General features: G+C 44.4%; 20 protein-coding genes. 7 read left to right on the top strand and 13 right to left on the bottom strand.

The window, feature by feature from the left end; all coding sequences use genetic code 11:
• The first annotated feature begins 1 nt into the window (after position 1).
• The 3 genes from HFU86_RS09475 to HFU86_RS09465 all read left to right on the top strand — a co-directional run bounded on the left by HFU86_RS09475 (position 2) and on the right by HFU86_RS09465 (position 4,655).
• Complete coding sequence (locus HFU86_RS09475; RefSeq protein WP_187129114.1) at positions 2-2,407, top strand: acyl-CoA reductase; 2,406 nt, start codon at positions 2-4, stop codon at positions 2,405-2,407.
• A 68-nt stretch (positions 2,408-2,475) separates the two neighbouring features.
• Positions 2,476-3,750 carry a phenylacetate--CoA ligase family protein gene (locus HFU86_RS09470; RefSeq protein WP_132495969.1) on the top strand — a complete coding sequence of 425 codons (1,275 nt, stop codon included), beginning with the start codon at positions 2,476-2,478 and terminating at the stop codon, positions 3,748-3,750.
• 14 nt (positions 3,751-3,764) lie between these two features.
• The gene (locus HFU86_RS09465; RefSeq protein ID WP_132495968.1) at positions 3,765-4,655 is read left to right on the top strand and encodes a GNAT family N-acetyltransferase; all 891 of its coding nucleotides are present in this window, start codon (positions 3,765-3,767) and stop codon (positions 4,653-4,655) included.
• Positions 4,656-4,685: 30 nt separating this feature from the next.
• On the opposite strand, the gene HFU86_RS09460 is transcribed toward HFU86_RS09465, so the two are convergent.
• A complete protein-coding gene (locus tag HFU86_RS09460; RefSeq protein ID WP_187129113.1) occupies positions 4,686-5,432 on the bottom strand; it encodes a DUF4184 family protein in 747 nt (248 codons plus the stop codon).
• A gap of 292 nt (positions 5,433-5,724) precedes the next feature.
• On the opposite strand from HFU86_RS09460, the gene HFU86_RS09455 reads away from it, so the two are divergent.
• Positions 5,725-6,819, top strand: a complete 1,095-nt coding sequence (locus tag HFU86_RS09455; protein WP_108478122.1) for a porin — start codon at positions 5,725-5,727, stop codon at positions 6,817-6,819.
• Positions 6,820-6,890: 71 nt separating this feature from the next.
• On the opposite strand, the gene gss is transcribed toward HFU86_RS09455, so the two are convergent.
• Positions 6,891-8,768 (bottom strand): bifunctional glutathionylspermidine amidase/synthase, encoded by a 1,878-nt coding sequence (gss, locus tag HFU86_RS09450; protein WP_187129112.1) that lies wholly within the window; start codon positions 8,766-8,768, stop codon positions 6,891-6,893.
• 172 nt (positions 8,769-8,940) lie between these two features.
• A complete protein-coding gene (locus tag HFU86_RS09445; RefSeq protein WP_132495964.1) occupies positions 8,941-9,204 on the bottom strand; it encodes a DUF3811 domain-containing protein in 264 nt (87 codons plus the stop codon).
• 144 nt (positions 9,205-9,348) lie between these two features.
• Between HFU86_RS09445 and mnmH the strand changes: the two genes are divergently transcribed.
• Positions 9,349-10,443 carry a tRNA 2-selenouridine(34) synthase MnmH gene (gene mnmH / locus HFU86_RS09440; RefSeq protein WP_187129111.1) on the top strand — a complete coding sequence of 365 codons (1,095 nt, stop codon included), beginning with the start codon at positions 9,349-9,351 and terminating at the stop codon, positions 10,441-10,443.
• 84 nt (positions 10,444-10,527) lie between these two features.
• Here the strand turns inward: mnmH and HFU86_RS09435 are convergent, their stop codons facing one another.
• The 4 genes from HFU86_RS09435 to HFU86_RS09420 form a co-directional block, all read right to left on the bottom strand.
• A complete protein-coding gene (locus tag HFU86_RS09435) occupies positions 10,528-10,938 on the bottom strand; it encodes a hypothetical protein (protein WP_132495962.1) in 411 nt (136 codons plus the stop codon).
• Between the two features lie 21 nt (positions 10,939-10,959).
• A complete protein-coding gene (locus tag HFU86_RS09430) occupies positions 10,960-11,607 on the bottom strand; it encodes a homoserine/threonine efflux transporter (protein WP_187129110.1) in 648 nt (215 codons plus the stop codon).
• A gap of 109 nt (positions 11,608-11,716) precedes the next feature.
• Positions 11,717-12,175: a YaiI/YqxD family protein gene (locus HFU86_RS09425; RefSeq protein WP_036948314.1), complete on the bottom strand. Its 459-nt coding sequence runs from the start codon at positions 12,173-12,175 to the stop codon at positions 11,717-11,719.
• Positions 12,176-12,245: 70 nt separating this feature from the next.
• The gene (locus tag HFU86_RS09420) at positions 12,246-13,451 is read right to left on the bottom strand and encodes an MFS transporter (RefSeq protein WP_187129109.1); all 1,206 of its coding nucleotides are present in this window, start codon (positions 13,449-13,451) and stop codon (positions 12,246-12,248) included.
• Positions 13,452-13,562: 111 nt separating this feature from the next.
• Between HFU86_RS09420 and HFU86_RS09415 the strand changes: the two genes are divergently transcribed.
• A complete protein-coding gene (locus HFU86_RS09415; RefSeq protein WP_132495959.1) occupies positions 13,563-14,150 on the top strand; it encodes a TetR/AcrR family transcriptional regulator in 588 nt (195 codons plus the stop codon).
• 46 nt (positions 14,151-14,196) lie between these two features.
• Here the strand turns inward: HFU86_RS09415 and HFU86_RS09410 are convergent, their stop codons facing one another.
• From HFU86_RS09410 to HFU86_RS09400, 3 genes are all read right to left on the bottom strand, one after another.
• The gene (locus HFU86_RS09410; protein ID WP_187129108.1) at positions 14,197-15,222 is read right to left on the bottom strand and encodes a threonine aldolase family protein; all 1,026 of its coding nucleotides are present in this window, start codon (positions 15,220-15,222) and stop codon (positions 14,197-14,199) included.
• 91 nt (positions 15,223-15,313) lie between these two features.
• Complete coding sequence (gene alkB / locus HFU86_RS09405) at positions 15,314-15,955, bottom strand: DNA oxidative demethylase AlkB (protein ID WP_187129107.1); 642 nt, start codon at positions 15,953-15,955, stop codon at positions 15,314-15,316.
• A gap of 69 nt (positions 15,956-16,024) precedes the next feature.
• Complete coding sequence (locus HFU86_RS09400) at positions 16,025-16,903, bottom strand: EamA family transporter (RefSeq protein ID WP_187129106.1); 879 nt, start codon at positions 16,901-16,903, stop codon at positions 16,025-16,027.
• An 84-nt stretch (positions 16,904-16,987) separates the two neighbouring features.
• Here HFU86_RS09400 and HFU86_RS09395 point away from each other — a divergent pair, with 84 nt between their 5' ends.
• A complete protein-coding gene (locus tag HFU86_RS09395; protein WP_132495955.1) occupies positions 16,988-17,473 on the top strand; it encodes a MarR family winged helix-turn-helix transcriptional regulator in 486 nt (161 codons plus the stop codon).
• A 47-nt stretch (positions 17,474-17,520) separates the two neighbouring features.
• Here the strand turns inward: HFU86_RS09395 and HFU86_RS09390 are convergent, their stop codons facing one another.
• Genes HFU86_RS09390 through HFU86_RS09380 form a run of 3 tightly spaced genes read right to left on the bottom strand, consistent with a single transcriptional unit; the run spans position 17,521 to position 23,298 of the window.
• Entirely contained in the window at positions 17,521-19,590 is a 2,070-nt protein-coding gene (locus HFU86_RS09390) for an SWIM zinc finger family protein (RefSeq protein ID WP_187129105.1), read from the bottom strand.
• Entirely contained in the window at positions 19,587-20,747 is a 1,161-nt protein-coding gene (locus HFU86_RS09385; protein WP_187129104.1) for a VWA domain-containing protein, read from the bottom strand. Before HFU86_RS09385 ends, HFU86_RS09390 begins: the two co-directional genes overlap by 4 nt.
• Complete coding sequence (locus tag HFU86_RS09380) at positions 20,740-23,298, bottom strand: DUF5682 family protein (protein WP_187129103.1); 2,559 nt, start codon at positions 23,296-23,298, stop codon at positions 20,740-20,742. The genes HFU86_RS09385 and HFU86_RS09380 overlap by 8 nt, the downstream gene beginning before the upstream one ends.
• Positions 23,299-23,335: the final 37 nt, after the last annotated feature.

Here is a 23,335-nt window from a genome sequence, read left to right as displayed (position 1 = left end):
TATGTTCCTCATCTATGGAAAACATTACCCCGATTTCAATCCTAATCAGTCCTTGAGTTTACTCACTGAAATGCTGCCAAGCACGTTGGGGAAACCTATACCTCTCGAAGCCCTATTGACCTGTGCGGAACGTTTTATTACCCGATTAAAAGACCCTAATTTTTTACCTAAAATTGATGAGGTACTAAGAAACGAAATCAAACAATTTTGTCATCCCACCGCATTACGTTTTAAACTCGAACATGAATTAGGGCGTTCACCATTCTCTTTACGCCGTCCCCATTTATCTCAACCTCATTTTGAAAGTTGGCGACCGTTGGGGGTCGTATTGCATATCACACCCGCAAATGCCACATCTCTTCCTTTTTTAGCCATAATCGAAAGTTTGTTAGTGGGTAATATTAACTGGTTGCGAACAAGCTCCCGTCAACAAGGGATAACTTTCGAATTATTACACGCATTTCTGGCGTGTGACGAAACCCATGTATTGAAGAACTATGTCGCCATCTTACCTGTGGCAATAGAAAACCTTCCCCAATTAATAAAGCAGGTTGATGGCGTTTCTGCATGGGGGGCGGATAAAACACTAACAAGTATAAGAGAACAACTTTCGCCGAATTGCCGTTGGCTCCCTTGGGGTCATAAAATCAGTTTTTCTTGGTTAATCCCAAATGGCATTACTGACAAAAATTTGGATCAACTTGCGGATGAAGTTTGTCGATTTAATCAGCTATCATGTTCGAGTCCACAGAGTATCTTCATCGATACTGAATCCTTACCAACACTCATCGAAGTGGGAAATCATCTAGCACAGGCAATGCATCGACGTTGTCATTACTGGCCATTTCAACAACCAGACACCACATCCGCGGCGGATATTACCACTGCAAACGCCTTTAACGAATTAGACAACGTATTTGCAGATGCACAAAACCTCTGCTGGAGTGGGGATAATTGGCGTATTTGGTTAAAAAATACCATTGAATTTGAGCCATCACCACTATATAGAACGCTCTTATTACGCCCCTTGCCTCGCCATAAACTGATTGAAACCTTACGCCCATGGCGTACTTACTTGCAAACCTGTGCTCTGATTTCAACGACAAATGATACAGCGAACCTGAGTCAGCAATTGCTGGCTGCTGGGGTTAATCGCATCACCACACCTGGGTGCATTCATTCAGGTTATAACGGGGAGCCCCATGATGGCGTGTTTGCATTAAATCGACTCACTCGGCGAGTTAGTGTAACCCTCGATGATAATAGTTTATCCGGTTTAGCCACCCTTGACCTCCCACTCGAGGAACCTAATTTACTTACAGAACAACCCATTATGGGCAAATTATCATTCACTGAAAACACGATACAGCCTAGCGCTAAATTATTTTTCCGCAGTGGTGGCAGCACTGGCACTCCTAAGTTATCCGGCTTTACTTATCGTGACTATCATCTTCAAATGCAAGCCGCCGCAGATGGTATCTTCGCCGCAGGTCTTGACCCCGACAACGATAACGTACTGAATTTATTCTACTCAGGAAATTTATACGGTAGTTTACTCAGTTTTTTCACCATCCTCGATAAAGCTGACGTGACCCATCTTCCTATGGGCGGACCCCAAAATGATGATTATGGCGAAATTGCCGAAATGATCGTGAGCCAGCAAGTTAATACACTTATCGGCATGCCAAGCACGCTTTCTCAGCTATTTACGCAACAAGCAGTACCATTACGCCGCTATGGCGGCATTCGAAAAATATTGACCGGTGGTGAGCCAATAAGTCCTGCCCAACGTGATTTTTGGCATAGCTTCGGTATCCAAACTATTCGCTCTGCGCTCTATGGTTCCACCGATGCTGGTACATTAGGCCACACCTGTAAAGCAAGCAAAGACGGTGTATTTCATTTAATGGCTGATATTCAGTGGTTAGAGATAGTCGAAATAACCAGTGATATTCCCGTTAAATCCGGAGAAGTCGGTCGTTTACTTTTTACTTCTCGCAACCGAGATGGACATCGGGTCACTCGCTACGACATTGGTGATCTTGGGCGTTGGGTGAAAGGAGCCTGCCCTTGTGGCGCACTCACGCCTCGCTTTGAACTTCTAGACCGTCATGACAACCTGACCCGCATAGGCAGTGCATTTATCCCAATGCAGCAGCTAGCTCGACGGGTAGACGTTCCAATACAGTTCATCTTAGATCATAACCCCCTTAGCCAATTAGACCGGATGCGTGTTTTCGCTGATGGTGACACAATAGAAGTACAAAATCGCCTTAAGAGTGACCCAGTGTTACTCATGATACTTGATGCAGCGTTACTTGAATTTGAAGTCATCCGTTGCCCATCAACCACATTTGAGTGCAATCCTCAAAGTGGTAAAACGCTGTTAGTCATTGATAAACGATAAATGTTAAGCGTTCAGAAACATAGCACTCATGAATATAGTTCTCATAAATACAGGGTTGGGGTCGACAAATGAAAACATACATCAATGACGCCACTATCTTATCGCTTGAACAGCTAATTGAATTTGCTCGTCAGCACTCACCTTACTATGCGAAGCATTACCGGAAGATCCCCAAACATGGCTGGCAACTTTGTGATTTACCCCTCGTCAATTCTGCTGGATATTGGGCTGGGAACCATGACCTGGCCAGTTGGCCTGTCTTAACGGCTCCATTTACTCATGGTTTGGTATTTAAAACAGGCGGCACCACTGGAGCCTGTAAATTATCGCTTTATACCCATAACGAATGGTATGCCTTTGTGACCCGCTTTAGCCGTAGCCTGTCAAACCAATTACAATCTGGCGATCGGGTTGGAAATCTATTTTTCGCTGGGGATCTTTATTCGAGTTTCTTATTTATCCATCAAGCCCTATTCCATGCAGATATTCCCCTATGTGAATATCCATTTAGCGGCACAATCGATCCTCAAGGCTTATTTACTCAAATTCGCCAACATAAAATCAATGTTCTCGCGGGAGTTCCTGCAACGTTATTACAACTAGCAGCAAAAGCTACCCAACAACACCAACCCTTATTGGAGATTTCCCTGCTTCTATTTGGAGGAGAAAGCCTATTTGCCGAACAATCATTGTTACTTCAACGCGCATTTCCTTGTGCCCGTATTGCCTCTATCGGCTGTGCGGGGGTTGATTCGGGACTAATAGGTCAGAGTGACGCTCAATGTCAAATTGGAGAGCATCGAGTTTTTGAACCTGAAACTATCGTTGAAATTATTGATGAGGTCACTGGCGAACAAATTGAGGATGAAGGTCGCACTGGCATGCTGGTTATCACAAACTTAACCCGTCAGCTTATGCCGTTGATCCGCTATCCAACCGGCGATACTGCTGCTTGGTCTGAACCAAAGGGACAGCCAGCTCGTCGGTTCTTTTTACATGGGCGAAGTAGCTTTGGGCATCGTATTCGTGTTGGCCACTCCACGATTTACCCTGATGAGATTGACGCTTTAATTAGCGAACTACTTGGCGAGCAACAGTGGCAAATGCTAGTAGAACATCATGGTTATTATGACCAATTAACACTACGTATTGCTTTTTTGGGCGATGATAATCACGCCAAAACTCTTGGTCATACAATCCAAAAAAAATATAGCCATGCCGTAAAGCAACTCGAAAGTGACCAACTACATTGGGTTATTGAATGGTGTCAACAGGATGAGCTTATTTGCAATATTCGAACAGGTAAATTACAGCGAATTATCGATAACCGAGCATACGTTTAGAAGAAAAATAAATAATGAATATCCGAAATTTTTACGCAACAGATGCTAATGATATCAGCGCGCTTTTTCGTGATGTATACGCAGACCGCTACGTTTATCCCGAGCTTTATATCCCCGCGATGATCACTCAGCGCAATAAACAACGCATTTGGTGCAGTGCAGTGGCGATAAAAAATAACAAAATCATCGGTCACGCAGCCTTAAAACGAGACGCTAGCGTTACCACTAATGCAGAATTGGCGATGATTGTCACCCATCCTGCTGCCCGGCATCGTGGCGTGGCATTCCAGCTCGGTATGCACCTTTATAAAGAGGCTCGCCGGCAGCAATTAACAACACTGACCATTAAAATGGTATGCAGCCATTTAGGTTCACAGCTATTGGCAAAAAATTTAGGGTTTCATACCACCGCATTATTACGGGATTATGTCGGCTCCCCCTTTGAATCGGGCTCATTTGAAAGTGTTGTTGTGGGCGTACAAACTTTGCAGCCAAAACCCGTACCAACACTCAGTTCGATGAAAACACAGCCAAATACACTGGCATTACTGAGCGCGCCATTCGGTAATAAACCGCCATTTGCTATGCCAAATCTTCACATTTTTCCCATTGAGGTGTTTGATAGCGGTGAGCGCATCAACGTGACACTGCATCAAATAACAGGTGGGGTCGTCAATGAACTCGCGCATCTACCCTATGGGCGGCGTATTTATATTCAGACCCCTATCAATGTCATGCTAGCCAAATATCTGCCCTTTTTTTACCAAGTCGGTTATCGAGATGCCGGTTTAATTCTCGACAGTCATGGCGAATGGGTCTGGTTATTTCAGCGTGGTTTTAAACCCCAACATCTCCACTTAAGCTGTCCAATTGCACAAAAGTTACAAGAGGCTGCAATGTGCTGAAATGCTGAAATCGCAAAAATCTTGAATATTTTAACGTAAGCGGCATTGACGGTAAAATGTCCAAATCCCATAAGTAACTAAACCACCAAAGAAAAATGGCACCGTCATGGTAAGTTCTAAATAAACGAAGCGGTTAAAGTGAAAATTGGGTAATTTCGGTGTGAGATAATAGGCAATAGGTAGCGCGAATAGCGCGGAAACAACACCTATCCCCATTATTTTTTTGAGTTTTTGGTTATCAATGTGCTGCTGTATTTTTGGTTGTTTTCGATGATATCGCCAATATTGATAACTTAAATAGAGCAAACCTAATAATGATCCGGAATGCTGCAAAATTTTATAAATAGCAATTTCTTGTTTATCCGTCATGGTGAGGTTGAACTGTAAAAATGACCATGACCGCACCATCGTGCCTGTATCATGCGTAAAAGAATCCCAAACAATGTGCGTTAATGCGCCAATAAAGAAAGATATAGCGAGAATACAAATAGTTCGGATAGACCAACCCTGCGTTTTTTTAATCGCAAAAGGTATAACGGTTGATAATGGCGAAGCCAGCTTCAGAATAATGACATAAATAATAAAGCAAAGAGGTAATCCAATAGATAGCCATCCCACAATATGATGGGCTTCTGATGCTAATCGATACAATCCAAACGAATATAATAAGTCTGGGCTCAAACTCCCAAGGATCATCGCAGGCAAACTTAGCCATTTTCCCAAGAAAGAATGCTTAATAGGAAACACAACCGCAGGATGAGAAAACGTCCATGGCATCAATTATTATCCTTCTATGATCATTTGGTATGCATCACATTCTAAATGTTGCCGTTCCAGTTCACTATACGATTATCCTGAAACCCCCGCCTTCCATTCGCACTTCCCAAATAGCGATTTTACGAAATAATTTGCGAGTAATTATATTTAGTTCAGTGCAATCCACTCATTGAATGATTCTCATTTAATTATATATTGCCTGAATTGATACCTTACGTTGATAATATACGCGGTTTATTTCCCATCCATGCACAAAATCAACTGTTTTATACGTGATTTAAAGGATTTTTATATGAAATACAATAAATTAGCAATACTTATCACAACTCTGGCATTCGCAGGCGCAGCTAACGCGGCAGAAGTTTATAACAAAGATGGCAACAAATTTGATGTCTATGGACAAATTGATGTTCGCCACTATATTGCCGATTCAAAAAGTGGTGAAGATGGTGATGATTCACGCGTTCGTTTAGGATTCCGTGGTGATACGCAAATCAACGATCAACTCACAGGCTATGGTCGTTTTGAATGGGAAACTCCAACCAATAAATCTGAAAGTGATCATGAAAACCAAAACCGTTTAGCTTATGCCGGTTTAAAATTCGCTGATTTTGGTTCTTTGGATTACGGTCGTAATTATGGTGTGAACTACGATATCAATGCATGGACTGATGTTCTCCCACTTTGGGGCGCCGACACCATGGATCAAGAAGATAATTTCATGATGGGACGTAACCGTAACTTATTAACTTATCGCAATAATAATATGTTCGGCTATGTTGATGGCTTAAGCTTCGCCCTGCAATACCAAGGCAAGAATGGCGATCAAAATAAATCCTCTGGTGAAGATGCACTAAAAAATAACGGTGATGGTTATGGTTTATCCACCGCTTATGAATTAGGTTACGGCGTCACCTTAGGGGGCAGCTATGCAAACTCAAGTCGTACACCAAGCCAGCGTGACGGCGCTATTGGAGCAAAAGGTGAACGCGCGCAAGTGTGGAACGTCGGGGGTAAATTTGAGTGGGAAGACCTTTACATCGCAGCGATGTATGGCCAAGCACTGAATGCAACTCGCTATGGCGAAGATGATGCTGAAGCTGTTGCCAATAAAACAGAAAACTTAGAAGTTGTTGCTACTTATACCTTAGATTTCGGCTTAACCCCTTCAATTGGTTATAACCAATCTAAAGGGAAAGATCTTGGTGAATATGGCAGCAAAGATTTAGTGAAATATGTGGCTGTTGGCGCAGCTTATGAGTTCAACAACAACATGTCCGCTGTCGTTGATTACAAAATTAACTTATTGAATAAAAATGAGTTTACTCGTGAGCACAACATCAATACGGATAATGTCTTAGGTCTGGGCTTAGTGTACCAGTTCTAATCTAGATCTCGAAAGTGGCGCTATCTTCAGTATTAAAGATAGCGCCATTTCTTTTGCTTTTATTCTTATTTTTACTGACGTTGCTTCAGGTGGTCATCGTCGTCAAGCACCCAAAGTGGTTCTATATCGCTATCTTTCTTAATGACTAAAGAAGGATCAGAACGTAAACATGCACCACCATAATGTCCACCCACCGTAAATGTACAGACTTGAATATAACGTTCTGCCACTTTCGGTAAACACCATAATTGCTGATAAACATTCTCTTGATGGGCAAATTGCCCACAAGTTTCATCCAGAATATCGTCTTGATGATCAACCAGCCCAATATTATTACCACAACGCCCTGCGATAGGCTTCACGGCATACCCCGTTTGGCGTAGCTCATCGTTAATCTCAAAATCTGTATCCAATAAATATGGATGATGCGGGAACAGTGACCATAGAATCGGCAGGATTGATTTATTCCCAGGGATCACTGTCCATAACGGTTCAAAAACACGAATTTCTGGACGCAACAGCACATCAATCAGCCGGACATCATTATGATGTGGATGACCGGTTCGGATAGGTAAACCAGAAAGGTCACTTTCACTCTCTTGGCGTAACTGCTCCAGAGCAGTTTCCCATGCCCATGTTTTCCATACACATTGAAGCACCTGCCCTTCACCATCCACCACTTGACCCGTTTCATTCCAGACTAACTCATCCAAACCATGGATAATTTTACATTCAAATCCCGCCGCTTTAATGGATTGAGCCATAAACAGAGCGTGATAATCCTCTTCACTATCCTTATCTTGCATGATGTGAATAAACGGTTTTGCAGTGGTGTGTTTCCATGTATCCGTAAGTAACTCTTGCAGTCGTTCACCAGGATTCCAGCCCGCGTTGATGCCGCCTACTTTTGACCATTTATCAATAATTAACCCTGTTTCAGTATGACAAGAAGCTGAATCCGCATTGTATTCATAAACTTTCAATCCTCGATGATCCATACAGAAATCAAGGCGACCCGTCACCATATCATGACGGCGGTTTTGCCATGATAAACGCAAACGCGGCCAGAGAATTTCGGGAATATTGAAAAGTTTCAGTAAGTTGTCATCTTTGAGGACTTTTTCAGTCGCATGCAAATACATCAAATGAACTTCATTTGTTGCCTGCATTAGCTGATTTTCGGCAGTGCTGGAAATCGTGAAATATTCGTGAGGGTTGGCATTCAATTTATACCCATGGTTAGCCTTCACATAGGCTAATTCAATCGGGTTAGATTCATCTAACCAGCATTGCTTGAAGTTGACTTGGCTATCTAACTGAGCCGCGTGCAGTTCCATCAATTGCGGATTAATTTCAGGTTCTTTATAGGCATACTGGTTATTATCCGTTTGTATCATCCAACCGAGGATCGTGGTATCGGTGAATGTATCAGACAACGTATAACTTCCATTATCAGTGTTTAGCGGTAGCTCTCGAGTCCACTGCTGACCCGCAGGGAGTTTATGGTGTAGAACATTTTGCTCAACAATTCGAACTTTGTTATCAAAAACTTGGGTAATAATCGCAACATGCCCAGTATGCTCAAATTCCCCCCCCTCCGCCCAAATCAGTAAGCTTCCTGCGGTGGGTTTCATTTGGCTGCCATTTTGATACGCGCGCAATGGCAAAATGCCGTCATCCACTACATGGCGCAAAAAACGTAATGCGAAAATTTCATACGCCATGCTGACATCGGTAAACACCACGCCATAATTGAGATAAAGAAAGCGCCGAGCAAATTCAACGCATTGCCATTTATATCCCATGTATTCATTATTGATATAACTGCGAAAAGAGATATCATCCCGTTCACCTAAATCGGGAATGGAACTGTAATTGGAAGAGTAAATTGCAACACCACCGGGGGCGTAGCCAAGTAAAGTGCCAAACGGTTCATGTTCTTCTGTCATGATCAGACTCCTATTACAGCTCACTGATATTATTTAAATTGCAATTATATGAATGCTAATAATCAGTATACGCTTGTAATAGTCAAAACACTGCGTTTTTTCATGGCATAAAAAAAGCACCTATTAATAGGTGCTTTTTGGTGTTGATATTGAATTTAATGAGAAAATTTTGTTAGCGATAACCGCGAGTATGGTTGTTAGATGACCAGTTGTAGGTCGCATTGCTTCCTGTTACGCGCTCTTTTTTCTTTTGGGTTCTTAAGGCTTTGGCTTCTTTTTCAACTTCAGCCGAGATTTCGGTAATGATCAGTTTTTTGACTTTGCTTTCTTCTGAATTGGTCAACTCGCGCCCTAAACTTTTACGTTCTTGAGCCAGCCGTTGCCTCACCCGCATTCTTTGCGTTTCAGTCATCTCTTGCAGTGTTAGGGTTTTCATGTCATTACTCCTTCGAAAGTTGAAAGACGACTTCCAATATAGCACTCCGTTCTCTTTTCGTCCCAGATAAGGTGCCATCATCCCTATTTAGGAGTATAGTAGCCCTTATCGAAATCCGAATTGATATGAATCATTTTATTTATTATGGAATTAGCGCTCTCCACACCTGAAATTCGCCAGATCCTCGCTTCTGACACCCCAATCATTGATGTTCGTGCCCCCGTTGAATTTCAACAAGGCGCTATGCCATCAGCACTCAATTTACCCTTAATGAATGACGATGAACGTACCGCCGTCGGGATCTGTTATAAACAAAAAGGCTCCGACAAAGCCGTCGAGTTAGGGCATCAATTAGTCTCGGGTGAATTACGTGAAAATCGAATTAATGCGTGGAAAACTGCCTGTCAACAAAACCCAGAAGGCTATCTTTGCTGCGCTCGCGGCGGAATGCGCTCCCATATTGCTCAACAATGGTTAAAAGAAGCGGGCATTGAATATCCGCTTATTAATGGGGGTTATAAAAATTTACGCCAAACTGCCATCGATGCAATTAACGAACTCGCTCAACGCCCAGTAATATTGATTGGCGGTTGCACTGGAAATGGCAAAACACTATTAGTTCAAAGCCTTGAAGATAGTATTGATCTAGAAGGTATTGCCCATCATCGAGGCTCTTCCTTTGGGCGTACTTTAGAAGCCCAATTTTCACAGGCGACGTTTGAAAACCATTTAGCGGTTTCTATGTTAAAAAAAGCGCCTAATCACAACCGGTGGGTGCTTGAAGATGAAGGTCGAGCCATTGGCGTGAACAGCCTTCCCGATTCACTACGCCAAGCAATGGAAACAGCAACAATTGCGGTGGTTGAAGACCCCATTGAGCGCCGTATGGAAAGGTTAAAAGAGGAGTATTTTGACCGAATGACCCACGATTTTCTTGCCGCATTTGGTGAAGAACAAGGTTGGAATGCCTACAGCGAATACCTACATCATGGTCTACATGCTATTCGTAAACGTTTAGGTTCCCAGAGAGCGATTGAACTAACTAAACTCCTTGATGATGCGCTGATTGCTCAACGTAAAACGGAAAAAACAGACGTTCATTTCTCATGGCTTACACCACTTCTTCATGAATATTATGATCCGATGTACCGCTATCAGTTAAGCAAGAAACAGGATCGAATTGTTTTCAAAGGAACATTTGAGGAAGTCACTGAGTGGGTAAAATCCACCGCTCAATAATGTTACACGTATCCTTCAATATTAAAATAAGGTGACGCTGTCACCTTATTGACCATTTCCAAGCCTGTTTAACGTACTTCCTGTTTAGCGTAACAGTGCACCCACTAAAAATAGTGCCCCCAATATCAAGCAGCACCCGGAACTGACATACCAAAATAGGTCGCTATTGCCTTTAAAGCGGCTTTTGATCAGTGGAAATATCGCCGCTCTAATTAAAAATACAGCAGCAATGGCAATTAGAATGGATTGAGTAAAGGGTAAAGAAAAAGAACCTTGAGCTGCACTGAATGCGTACAATCCCCAAATGGTTAATACCGTGCCGACAAGAATCGCCGTAAATGGTGGATACCAATGCCCTTCTTGAGCCTGTTTAACGATCCGTTCCCCTGCTCCGAGCCACTTAAATCCAGCTGCCCCCCAAACCAGACACGCAAAATGCAATAGTGCAACAATCCATGTCAGCACAGCCGCTAAATACAATGCAGTTATTCCCATTTATGGTCCTTTCAGCGAGGCTTATTTTTTAAAGGCAATCTCAGTAATACCTTGGTAAATTAATTTAGAAGCTAACCCGCCTAAAATCAATCCTACCACTTTGCCTATCACTTTATGGATACGGGAATATGTTCGTCTTACAGAAGAGAGTGAAAATGTCTGGCATAAGATAATACGCCAAATTAGAGAAGCCACCACAATTCCTAGCCAAATCACAAGCTTAGTCCACAGCGGTGTTGAGGGTGAAATCGTAGTAGAGAAAATACTCATGAAAAATAGAACAGTTTGAGGGTTAGATAAGTCAGCAATTAACCCTCGACGAAAATAAACGCCTGTTGGAAAATTTTCTGTATTTTTTTCGGTGGCAAGAGACAGTTGCGTTTTATTTCGAAAGACACTGATCGCGTAATAAAATAAATATAATCCACCCAAAATCTTAATCAGGGAAAATAACGACTCAAACTGTGTCATTAATGCCACCAGCCCAAATAGCCCTAATCCTGAATAAATCGCATCCCCCAGAACAACCCCATAACCGCAAGTTAATCCGGCTTTTTTACCTGAACTTAACGTTGTCTGAACCACCGTAAATAAGTTGGCTCCGGGGTTAAAAAATGTCAGAACAAACAAAAACAACGTAATCAGAATGCTGTGTAGTGGATCCATCATGGTGTCTCACATTAGCGGAGGATTTTTTATTATAGACAGGGATAACCCTTCGTGGTGCAACTTACGTCAGGTTATTGAAAATCCACCGTATGCGAATGAACTAAAAACACTATCCCAACGATTTTCGACGTTGCAGCAGCCACTTATCTAACTCATTTGCAAATTGTTGGCGATCACGTTGGTTTAAGCTAGCAGGCCCCCCAGTTTGCACGCCGCTAGCTCGCATCGTGTCCATAAAGTCTCTAATTGTCAGTCTTTCACGAATGGTGGCTTCACTGTAACGTTCACCTCGAGGGTTCAATGCCACAGCGCCCTTTTCCATTACTTCCGCCGCCAACGGAATATCGGCAGTAATGACTAAATCGCCTGCTTGAGCGCGTAAAACAATCTCATTATCTGCAACATCAAACCCTGCGGGAACTTGCAGCGTTTTTAAAAACATCGAAGGCGGAACCGATAAACGCTGGTTCGCTACAAATGTAATTTGCACTTTTTCTCTATCAGCCGCGCGATATAACACTTCTTTAATCACTTTAGGGCATGCATCCGCATCCACCCAAATCACCATCATTGACATATAACCTATCTATTTCATCTTTAAAAAATTAATGGTGAGCATAATAGCATGACGCGGTCTTTTAAGAGGAACAAACTGCCGTTTCTTGTCGCATCAATAGCCCGTAACTCATGAGTGAGCACACCACCACCAAAATACCGCCAGCAATAGCAACCCAATATCCTGCATAAATTCCAAGCTCATCCACCATTTTACCTGAGAGCATCGCCCCAAATGCCACGCCAATATTGAGTCCCGCAAGTAGCCATGTCATCCCTTCCGTTAAACGGTGATCGGGAACAATATTCTCCACCAGCGACATACCGATAATCATCGTTGGTGCAAAAAATAGCCCAGATATAAACATCACCATCGACAGTGACCAAATTCCCCCAACCCACAGCAACGGAATAATCGACAGCAATGTCAGAACCCCGCTGATTAGCAACATACGCGGCAAAGGCATTGATAAACGCATCCCTCCAAATACCACCCCCATCACACAAGAACCTATGGCATACAGCGATAACACTAAACTCGCCATCGCCGGCTGCCCTTGTATCTGTGCCAGCGTCACACTCAAAATATCGACCGTCCCCACAATCACGCCCAGCGAAATCATGAGAATAATCAACAGTTGTAAACTTGGCAGGCGCAAAATAGACGCCTTCGTGCTCATTATCTGGTGCTTATCGACTAAGGCAGGTTCTGTTTTACGTTGAGAAACTAAGAGCAAGACTCCCACCAGCAATAAAATACCCGCAATCATAATTCCCGCTTGTGGGAACAAAACCACTGTCAGCCCGACGGATAAGGGAGGTCCCGCAATAAATGTCAAATCATCGAATACAGTTTCCAACGAGTACGCCGTTTGCAACAGTGGATCCCCTTTGTAGATCTGCGACCATCTCGCACGGATCATCGCCGACATACTCGGCATAAAGCCCGACAGAAATGCTCCTAAAAATAACCAAATATAAGAGAGCCCTAACCACGTAGACGCCACGATTAGCCCCATACCCAGAACACTAATAAAAGTCACTAACGGCAATACGCGAAACTGACCATGGCTATCCACTTGGCGAGAAATTTGCGGCGATAATAAGGCATAAGTCAGCACAAAAGTGGCTGAAACGCCACCTGCCAGCGCATAACTTCCTTGCAACATTGACAGCATGGTAATAATCCCAATCCCCATCATGGGTAACGCTAAGCGAGCCAAAAGCCCTGCTAAGGCGAATTGGATGCTTCCTGAAGCGTGAAAAAGTTGTTGGTATCGACTCAGCATGCAGTATCTCCATAATAAAAATTCAATATATATACGGTGTGTATGTATAAAAATGATATATTGATACGATATGAATGTAAACAATCATACGCAATGTATGTAAGAGGTTTTATGGCAAGACGAACACAAGCCCAAATGGAACAAACTCGCGCCCTATTACTGGCGACGGCACGGGATTTCTTCTGCCGTTTAGGCTATGCAGACACATCAATGGATGATTTAACTGCCAGTGTTGAATTGACTCGCGGCGCGCTATATCACCATTTTGGAGACAAACAGGGATTATTCTTGGCGGTTGTCGAACAAATAGATGCTGAAATGAACCAACGTTTACAGACAATTACGGACAACAGCGATGACCTGTGGTCAAGCTTTCAACAACGCTGTCATGCCTATTTAGAAATGGCGCTAGAGCCTGAATATCAGCAAATTATTTTGCGAGATGCTAAAGCGGTATTAGGAGAAGCCATCGCAAAATCTAACTTACAGTGTGCGGATGCCATTGAAAAGATCATCGCCAAGCTGGTAGAAGATAATGTTATTGCCAACGTAGAGCCTCGCGCCCTCGCCGCGTTACTGAATGGAGGCTTATCCGAAGCGGCCTACTGGATAGCGCAAGATAAGAGTAAAACACGGCTAAAACAGAGTATTGCTAGTATTGATGTGCTATTGAATGGACTAAAAACCCCTGCTAAATAATCGCTAATAACAGTAAGCCCATATAGTGGGCTTACTCATGACGCAATTAACGCAGTGACTTAAATACGCTTATAAATTTTTCGACATCTTGTTCGCTTGTGGACCATGAAGTACACAGACGCACACAGGTTTTACCCGCTTCAGGCGCTGGCATACTGCTTAAAACGTAATGTTCCAACAATTTTTTCGCTAAATAATCCGGTAGCACCACAAACACTTGGTTTGATTCAACTGGCGCTAAGAACTCAAAACCTTGTTGCGTAAAGAATGCCGCTAAATGCATCGCCATATCATTGAGATGCTTACCCAGTGTGAAATAAAGGTCATCTTTAAACAGTGCGTTAAATTGTGCCGCTAATAACCAACCTTTCGCCTGCAATCCCCCTTTTTGCTTGATGCTAAAGCGGAAATCAGATTTTAAGCTTGGGTTTAAAATCACCAGGATTTCACCGGTCAATGCACCAATCTTAGTGCCACCGATATAAAAAATATCCGTCAACTGAGCGATATCTTCAATCGTTACGTCACTCGCATGGGACATTAAGCCGGAGGCTAAGCGCGCGCCATCCATAAACAACCATAAACCATGCTCATCACACACTTTACGCAGTGCAACCAGCTCATCTTTACGGTATACCGTACCAATCTCTGTCGAGTTACTGATATACACCAATTTTGGCTGCACACAGTGTTCATCGGTATGATGTGCCAAAACTTGCTCAATCAGCGCTGGCGTTAATTTACCCGATGCTGAAGGAACAGTGAAAACTTTATGCCCTGTGGCTTCAATCGCCCCTGTTTCATGCACCGCGATATGCCCTGAATCTACCGCGATAGCCGCCTGATGAGGTCTTAATACATGAGAGATGGTCGTTAAATTGGTGATCGTACCACCATTGAAGAAATGGATATCTGCATCTGGGCGTCCAATGCGCTGTTTCACTTGCTCAGCTACATTGGCACATAACGTGTCGGTACCATACCCTTCAAAACGCTTACCCGCTAAGCTATTGAGTTCTTCCATCACTGCTGGGTGCGCTATTTCATTATAATCATTAATAAAGCTGTACATTGGCAACCTACCGTTAAGTTAAAAACAAGCCAACAGTTATATGCGGATATTATTCAATATTCAATGATATTTTTTGGCTTGCAGAAACGAGTCACTTCATAAGCTGTGAGCGACGAAATGTCAGATTAAAACGATAAGCCCCAAGTTGAGGATGAATGCCTGATTTGATTTGTCGTACACCGTGATAATTGAGCCGCGAACGCCCACCCCATACCAAAACGTCCCCATGCTCTAATGGGATAGCTTGACGAGGTGACCCTCGCCTTTCGCCACCGAAATCAAAGATAGTGGGCAGCCCTAATGAAAAGGAGACTATCGGCTGGCCGAAATCCGCTTCATCTTTATCTTGATGCAACGACATTTTAGCCCCCACACCATAGCGGTTAATTAGGCAGGCATCAGGATCAAAATGAGAAAAGCCAGCTTTTTCGGCGGCATGAATCGCCAACTGTTTAAATAATGCGGGCATCATGGGCCATGGCTGCTGAGTCAGCGGGTCGACAGAAGAATATCGGTAGCCTTTATTATCCGTAACCCAGCCCCAATCACCGCAATTGGTCATTGCCACAGACATGGCGTACCCGCTAGGGGTTTCCATATGACGCAAAGGCGCTTGCGCAATCACTTCATGCAATGCAGCTAATAACGGTTCCCCTTGCCCAAGCAAAAAACCTTTAAGGAGATAAGCATCTGGCGCAATCTCAATCGTATTCTCTTCATCAGGAAATAACATAGTCACCACAACACATATTGTCACCACTCAGTAAAATGGGTGTCTACCTATATAAGACACCCTGACCATTTAAGCGGCTTGTTGCTGCCTTTTCAATGCTAATTTACGCTCTGCTTTTTGGCTTCCCCAGACGCTGAGTAAAATCACCAACATGCCGAGTAACTGTAATGGGCTGAGTTGCTGGTCGAGCCACAGCCACCCAAGGATAACGGCGCTCATCGGGCTTAAGAAGCCTAGCGATGCTACTGAACTGGGTCCTAAGATAGCGAGGCCACGAAACCATAATGCATAAGTCAGTGCGCCACCGATCAAAGTTAAATAACTCAGTCCTGCGATATTTAACAAACTCAGTGACGGTAACGCAGGTTCAAGTAACAGCGCGAAAGGTAGTAAGACTAACCCGCCTGCGGTTAATTGCCACGAGGTAAAGGTCAATGCTGAAACAGGTGGCTGCCAGCGACGGCTTAATACCGTTCCTGCCGCCATAGAGAATGCCCCGGCTAAACCTGCAATAATCCCGGTTAAATCTAACGCGGCACTTGGCGTCAATAATAAAATAGCTACCCCGAAAATACCGCTCAGTGCGGCAAATATCGAAATACTCGATAGCGGGCTGCTTAATAGCCAACGGCTAAGGAATAACACAATCAGCGGTTGAATCGCCCCCACCGTTGCCGCCACGCCTCCCGGTAAACGGTATGCGGAGATAAACAACAGCCACCAAAATAGCGAAAAATTCAAAATGCCGAGAATAAGTACTCGTCCCCACCAAATCCCCTGAGGCAATTTGCGTAAAAAGAGTAAAAGTAGCAATCCTGCGGGTAAGGCGCGGATCATGGCTAACGTCAGTGGCATGCCCGCAGGCAACATTTCCGTGGTCACCAAATAGGTGCTTCCCCAGACTATCGGTGCTAATGCCGTTAAAAACAGAACCCAATATCTATTCATGAATACGCTCACGTTGATTTATCTTGAGGTCAAGATAAATTCAAACTACCTTGACGTCAAGATAGATTATTGTATGATTTGCCTATGGATAGAATAGATAAAATCACTCAACAATGGGAACGTGAACGCCCCGATCTTGATATCAGCGCCATGGGGCTGATTGGTCGCTTAGGTAACGTTGCCCATCACCTGACCCGTGAAATGGAAAAGGTATTTGCCAAATTTGGTCTAAACCGATCAAGTTTTGACGTACTCGCCACTTTGCGCCGTGCAGGTTCCCCTTATACACTGTCACCCAGCGATATGCTTGCTACCTTGATGGTGACATCCGGTACCATGACCAACCGCATCGATCAGCTAGAAAAAGCCGGTTATGTGGCGCGTCATGTCAATCCTGATGATGGGCGCGGTTTTTTGGTGAGTTTAACAACGGAAGGGTTGGATTTGATCAATCGCGTAGTGACAGCCCATACCGAAAACCAATCTCGTTTAGTGGCATCACTGTCAAATGAAGAGCAACAAGCGCTGAGTCAGCTACTACGGACGTTTCTAAACCATTTAGAATCATAAAATGTAGCGAGGGGAATCCTTTCCCCTCTCTATTTTTACGAGCTAAATTAGCTATTCAACTCAAAAGGCATCAATTTTTGCGAACGCTCAAATTGGTCGCAAAGATACACCAAACGCAGTAAATTTTCGGCGGTTTGATTTTCCTTTTTTAGGTAATGCACCAGTTGCTTGGCAAACCACAACATCCCCAAATCCTGCAATGTCCTGACCACAAAGTTTAACTCGTCAATTTGACTCGCTGATAACTGTGCGCGCCCTGTGCAACTTTGTGTTTCCAACACCGACAAGATTGGACGCGTGATCTGCTGTGCCAGTGTTGGCACTGGCGCAAATGCCGTACGGTCTTGCTGCTTTTTCGCCATATATTCAGCAATCGACGTCATAAACTTGGAAGACTGTTTTTTACGAGGTACCGATTCAAAATCGAGGTAAAACAGCTCAATACCCTGCTCTTTTTTCAACCAGAGGGTTTTCGGAGTTAGTTGTAATTGTTGCTGAGAGACGCTTACTTGAACAGATACCGCACTAATTTCCCAACCTTTCTGAGTGATAAAACGCAGTTCTTCAATTTTGTGATTTTCCGTACCTTGCCAATTTAATCGCAAAAATGCCCGATTCTGATGACTGTCCAGCACAGCCCAACTGACGCACTGCTCGATTTCATTCCAATGTAGCGGTTCATAGCTGTCGATATGCAGCACAACAGGTTCAAACTGGGTATCATCGGTAAGCGTATTGAAATAGGTCGTTGCCGCTTTCCAATCCTCAAATCCCAGCTCACTTCTCAATGTTTGATAGTCATCGAATGAAATACATGGAACGTGGCTAACCGCACTGCTACTGACGGCATAACTATCGCCGCTAGCCGCAAATTTGCCCTCATCGGATAAGCGTGGATTATGTAATTCAAAGCCACTGCGCATCAGGTTATCTGCCGTTTGTTTCCAAATGGCTAACGTTTGCCAGACAGTGTGACGGGTGAAATTCGGGTCGAGGGTATTCGCGCGTGCTTGGCTACACTGCACCACTTTTTTCTCTTGGTTATCCCAAAAACTAAATGTTCCTCCAATGGCGCCACTTTGGGTTTGCCACCACTCGGCACTAATCGGGATCAAAGAGAGAATGTCCATTTTACTATCATATTGGCGACGACCAAAAGCGCGCAATTGCGCAATTTTATCGTCGCTGGCGTGAGTTAATTGGTAAAGATAGCCACTAATTTGCGCGATAAACCGCAAAACTTGCCCTTCATCCATCGTGAAATGGCGCTGGGCTAATAATTTCACTTGATAGCTTAAACGCTTTAAATAGTTCGCCAAGCGAGGTAAACCTTCCGCACGCGCTGACATATTCAATAAATGTAATTGCGCAGCGCTGCTTTGACTTATATGAGAAAGCCCCTGACGCAGCATATCGTGAATAAAACGCTGGATAGTCGCAATCACCGCTTGCTCATCGTCACTTAATGCTAACGTAACCTCGCGGTTAGGCATGAGATCGTCAGGCCAATTCCATGGCTGGTTATGCAGAAGAAATACCTTAGCAATCGCCGCCAAATGGAGGGCTTTTTGCTGCTTCTCCGGTAATGACGACAGCATCCCTTGAAAACCATTCCCCCGAATATAGATAATTGGCTCATCATAATGAGGGATAGTTATTTTCAGCTGATTCGATTGGTCGTCCAAGATCACTGCATGATCTTGCCAATCCTGTAAGATCTTCACTGCCAAGCGGCAATCTGGTTTACTGTTTTGCTTGATTAATGCGGGAACATCGAATGCCAACAGCTCAATTAGTAGCGGTTCAATATCAACAGATTCTGAATTATCTTCTGTAGAATCAATCAATTGTTCATCGCTGTTTGTTTGTACCCAAAGCACCGCGGCCAGAATATGTTTGCAGCAACCCGAGGCCGAGCAATCGCAGCTGGCTTTTTGCACCCCTTGAGGATCTAACGTGACTTGCTGACCGTCGCTGGCAAAAGTTCCATCTGCTAAACAAACCGGAGAAACTTTACCACTTTCCAGATCCTTACGGGCGCGTCGCAGCAATCCAACATTGGCAAATACGGCTAATGCGTCGTCATCATAATGTAAATAAACGGTTTTCCAACTCATTGCATCACCTCAGCCAGCCAGTGAGCAAAATGCTCTGGGGTTAACGCCGCCACACTCATACCGCGATCCGCCAGCTTTTGGGCAATCTCCGTATCATAAACCGGCAATGCATCATCATCTAAAGCGGCTAATCCCAACAATTTCACTTGCTGGCTATTCAAACGCTCCGTGCAATTGAGCAGGTTATTCAATGCCCCGCCTTCTTCAAAGTCGCTGATCAACGAAATCACCGTGCGTTTCGGATTGCGGATCAAGCTCTCGCAATAATGCATCGCTTTCGCGATATCGGTTCCCCCACCGAGCTGCACGGTCATTAACACTTCCACAGGATCGTGGGCTAAATGGCTGAGATCCACCACTTGGGTATCAAACACCACCAAAGAGACACGTACAGTCGGTAATGCGGCTAAAATGCTGGCGCACACCGCCGCATACATAATCGAACTCGCCATCGAGCCACTTTGGTCGACGCACAAAATCACATCCCACGGCAAATGCTGTTGCTGGCGGGAGTTAAAATACGGAGTTTTAATCACTAAGCGCTGATTTTGTTGATCATAATTCTTTAAATTCGCAGCAATAGTAGCTCGCCAATCGAAATTACGGCTATTGGGGAGTAGCGATCGCTTAAAGCGGTTACGACGCCCTGTTAACGCTTGGCGAAATTGGTTTCGCATCTGGCTTAAAATATCATCCACCACTTTGCGAATAATATTCTTCACCGCATCCCGCGTCTCTTCGCTCATTTTACCGCGTAAACTTAATAACGATTTAGCTAAGGCTTTGGTGGGCTCCATTGCATTCAAGGCTTGCGGGCTTTTTAATAAACTACTAATTTCATAACGCTCTAATGCCTGCGACTGCATTCGCTCAAAGGTGCTGTTCGGGAACAATTTACGGGCTTGGTTCAGCCAGTTAACCGCCGTCAATTGGGACGCATCTAGCGAGCCATGACGTCCGCCTTCTTGGCGTAAACCGCGACGTTGATATTCACGGCGATATAAAAAATCCAATGACCGCTCGATTTTGAGCTCATCACCATTTAGTGCCGCTTGTCCCAGAGCGCCATCCGCATATTGACCTAAAATAAGGCGCCAGCGTTTTGCTAATTGAAGTTGCTCTTCGGTTAATTGCGCATCTTCTGGCTGCTTATCCATGAGATAGCCCCTCATTTTGCAGCGAAAACCATTCAGTTAACCCTTGGTTTTCAAGCTGAAGCTGAATTTTTTGTTCGAGTTCCATGGCTTGGAGTAATTGTTGCTGATTGAATTGTGTCTGATGGAGAGTTAAATCTTGGGTATCCATCGATAATTTTTGCGCGACCACCCGCGCCATTTGCGCATTTTGTTTCGGGGTTAATTGGCTAAAAGCAAAGCGTAGATCCGGCAATACTTGCAAGAAACGTCCATCATCCCACTCACTCAACAGTTCATTGAGTAACTCAATTAATAGGGGTAAACGCACAACCAATTCCGGTGCGGTACGCATAATGCCAATGAAATAACCGATAGCCAGTTCCGGATCGCTACCTAGACTAAACGTTCGCTGAATTTCCTGGGTCAGTACTGATTCATCAATTTGACCACCAAGATAACGAATAGCATCCACCGCCCCTTTAATTAGCGGCACGTGATTAAGGCGCCCATCCAACCGGCTCAATTGCGCATAAAATTCTGCGGAATGATCCGTATCGCGGCTAATTTCAGGCATAAAAGTGATTAATTCACGGCAAGACAGTAGCGCATTAAAATAGTGTTCTTGCTGCTGTTCATCTCCTTGAGCCACCTGATCTAAGCAGAAAAAAGCCTGGGAGAGTACTTTATCAATCCTCTGTTTGATCCCCGTTTCTTCTTCAAGATCAAAGAAGCTACGTCCGCGCCATAGGTGTACCAGTTTATGACCACAGGCCACCAATGATTCAAACTGGCTATCTTGCTGAATATAGCTATCTAATAACGTAAATAACGTTGGAATGCGCTGATGAAGCCCAATCAACGCCGCCTGCATCAGTAATGTCACCGCGCTTTGGCTTGAACGGCTGACGCCTTGCTCTTCAAGTTGCGTTTCCATCGCCAAAATTTTATTCAGTGCAATGGCTTTTAATTGCGTGCCTTTTTCAGAAAGCGCGATCAGCTCCCCTTCCACATTTGGCGTCCACGCGTATTGCCACTCTTCAAACAGTAAATCCAGCTGGTTGCCCGAAAGAAAATTGGGACCAGAAAGCGGTTTAGCGAAGTGGATTTCTAAAAAACTCAAAAGATGCAGAAAACGGCTGCGTAAACGATGCTGCTTATTACGGTATACATCTAAGCGGCTGACTTTAGCTAAAGTATCGTCCAATTTGAAGCGAAAGCCTTTCGCCAATGAATAGGTTTCAGAAACCAATGGCGGTGTGATGGTTCCTTTAGGAATCTGCCCCAAGGTAAAACCAGAAAAACAGGTTTTGATTTGCTGCCACAGCTCATCTTGGCTTTCATCTAAGCTACCTTTGATGAACGCACTTTGCAGCCCATCCAATAAATCATAGCGACCCACGCCCGTGTGCCCACGAAATGCGGCAAGTCTCAGACTTTGCTCTGCGGCGAGCTTAACAGATAAAAACCCCGGCGCCGCATCAAATTGCTTTTCTCGTAAGACTTCAGCCACGTAAGCCAAAAACTGAATACCGAGCTGATTGCGATACGCGGCCGTCGCAGCCACTTTTTGCGCTGCCTGATCCGCTCGCTGCGCCAACAATCCTTCCCATACTTTTTGATAAAATGCGGGAGATGGCATGCCGGAGGCGTAACCATTTAATGCATCGAGCCGGTCAAAGCTATAGCGGATAAGCCAAGCGCTGTCGCGGTCTGCCAACTTTTGCTGAGATGCAAATTGCTTTTGTTGCTCGGAAGAGAGTTTAAATTGCTGTGCCACAGTATCCCCAAGCCCTTCAAGCAGTGCCAAGGTATGAAACCCGCCCGTCACGACCACAATCTTCGCGTTTGGCTCTGCCGCTTTAATGGTTTGAATGTGCGCCTGCATATGGGATTCACGCTGGGTTGAGCCCTCCGAAGCCAGTACTTCCGGCTCGTAATCTAAACGCGCCAAGGCACACCAAATAAAGGTATCGCGGAAGAAATCAGCCCAATTGGCAACCGACGTTAATGGGCGCAACTCAAACAAATGTTCCCACAGTTCATCATGATCACGGCACCCACACTTTTTCGCTAACTGAGCAATAAATAAGCTATGGGCAAGGTAGCGTTCCCGTTGCAGACTTTGATGCTGGCTTTCGCCTTCCAGATCAAGTTCCACCTGTGCTGTCCACGGCAAATCAATAAAACGCAGTTGAGCTTGATGCTGCTGCCCTACGCGTAACGCTTGCCACTCAGGGGAATATTCACAAAATGGGAAATACGCCGATCTCGTGACAGCGTCACTTTCATCTGATTCAGTAGGCGCACTTTTCAGGGTAGTCTGCCCCATAATTGCCACGGGCGGACGTGTATCGCCATCCAATAAACCCGCGATTAATGGGTTAAAACTGTCAGGACCTTCTATCAGCACATAGTCAGGCTTAACCTGTTCAATTAAGCTCAATACGCTATAAGCACAGGCGGGACTATGGTGACGAACGGGCGCAAAATAGAGCTGTTGCTCATCCAGTATTTTCCACTGTTCAAGCGCCTGCTGTAGCCGTTCTGGCAATGTGATGTTTGATAAACTCACCGATGATGTCTCTCATAGGGACAGTGTGGTGATGTAT

Source organism: Providencia sp. JUb39 (genome assembly GCF_012272845.1).
Classification (GTDB): Bacteria; Pseudomonadota; Gammaproteobacteria; order Enterobacterales; family Enterobacteriaceae; genus Providencia; species Providencia lanzhouensis.
This window is presented reverse-complemented; position numbering and strand designations above follow the sequence as displayed.

Excerpts from the sequence above, each read along its gene's own strand:
- HFU86_RS09425 (WP_036948314.1), bottom strand. The coding sequence starts at position 12,175 with ATGGTGATTTGGGTGGATGCGGATGCATGCCCTAAAGTGATTAAAGAA.
- HFU86_RS09420 (WP_187129109.1), bottom strand. The coding sequence starts at position 13,451 with ATGCTGAGTCGATACCAACAACTTTTTCACGCTTCAGGAAGCATCCAA.
- alkB (WP_187129107.1), bottom strand. The coding sequence starts at position 15,955 with ATGTTATTTCCTGATGAAGAGAATACGATTGAGATTGCGCCAGATGCT.
- HFU86_RS09445 (WP_132495964.1), bottom strand. The coding sequence starts at position 9,204 with ATGAAAACCCTAACACTGCAAGAGATGACTGAAACGCAAAGAATGCGG.
- HFU86_RS09460 (WP_187129113.1), bottom strand. The coding sequence starts at position 5,432 with ATGCCATGGACGTTTTCTCATCCTGCGGTTGTGTTTCCTATTAAGCAT.
- HFU86_RS09400 (WP_187129106.1), bottom strand. The coding sequence starts at position 16,903 with ATGAATAGATATTGGGTTCTGTTTTTAACGGCATTAGCACCGATAGTC.
- HFU86_RS09475 (WP_187129114.1), top strand. The coding sequence starts at position 2 with ATGTTCCTCATCTATGGAAAACATTACCCCGATTTCAATCCTAATCAG.
- HFU86_RS09385 (WP_187129104.1), bottom strand. The coding sequence starts at position 20,747 with ATGGATAAGCAGCCAGAAGATGCGCAATTAACCGAAGAGCAACTTCAA.
- HFU86_RS09395 (WP_132495955.1), top strand. The coding sequence starts at position 16,988 with ATGGATAGAATAGATAAAATCACTCAACAATGGGAACGTGAACGCCCC.
- HFU86_RS09435 (WP_132495962.1), bottom strand. The coding sequence starts at position 10,938 with ATGGGAATAACTGCATTGTATTTAGCGGCTGTGCTGACATGGATTGTT.
- mnmH (WP_187129111.1), top strand. The coding sequence starts at position 9,349 with ATGGAATTAGCGCTCTCCACACCTGAAATTCGCCAGATCCTCGCTTCT.
- HFU86_RS09455 (WP_108478122.1), top strand. The coding sequence starts at position 5,725 with ATGAAATACAATAAATTAGCAATACTTATCACAACTCTGGCATTCGCA.
- HFU86_RS09470 (WP_132495969.1), top strand. The coding sequence starts at position 2,476 with ATGAAAACATACATCAATGACGCCACTATCTTATCGCTTGAACAGCTA.
- gss (WP_187129112.1), bottom strand. The coding sequence starts at position 8,768 with ATGACAGAAGAACATGAACCGTTTGGCACTTTACTTGGCTACGCCCCC.
- HFU86_RS09410 (WP_187129108.1), bottom strand. The coding sequence starts at position 15,222 with ATGTACAGCTTTATTAATGATTATAATGAAATAGCGCACCCAGCAGTG.
- HFU86_RS09390 (WP_187129105.1), bottom strand. The coding sequence starts at position 19,590 with ATGAGTTGGAAAACCGTTTATTTACATTATGATGACGACGCATTAGCC.
- HFU86_RS09430 (WP_187129110.1), bottom strand. The coding sequence starts at position 11,607 with ATGATGGATCCACTACACAGCATTCTGATTACGTTGTTTTTGTTTGTT.
- HFU86_RS09465 (WP_132495968.1), top strand. The coding sequence starts at position 3,765 with ATGAATATCCGAAATTTTTACGCAACAGATGCTAATGATATCAGCGCG.
- HFU86_RS09415 (WP_132495959.1), top strand. The coding sequence starts at position 13,563 with ATGGCAAGACGAACACAAGCCCAAATGGAACAAACTCGCGCCCTATTA.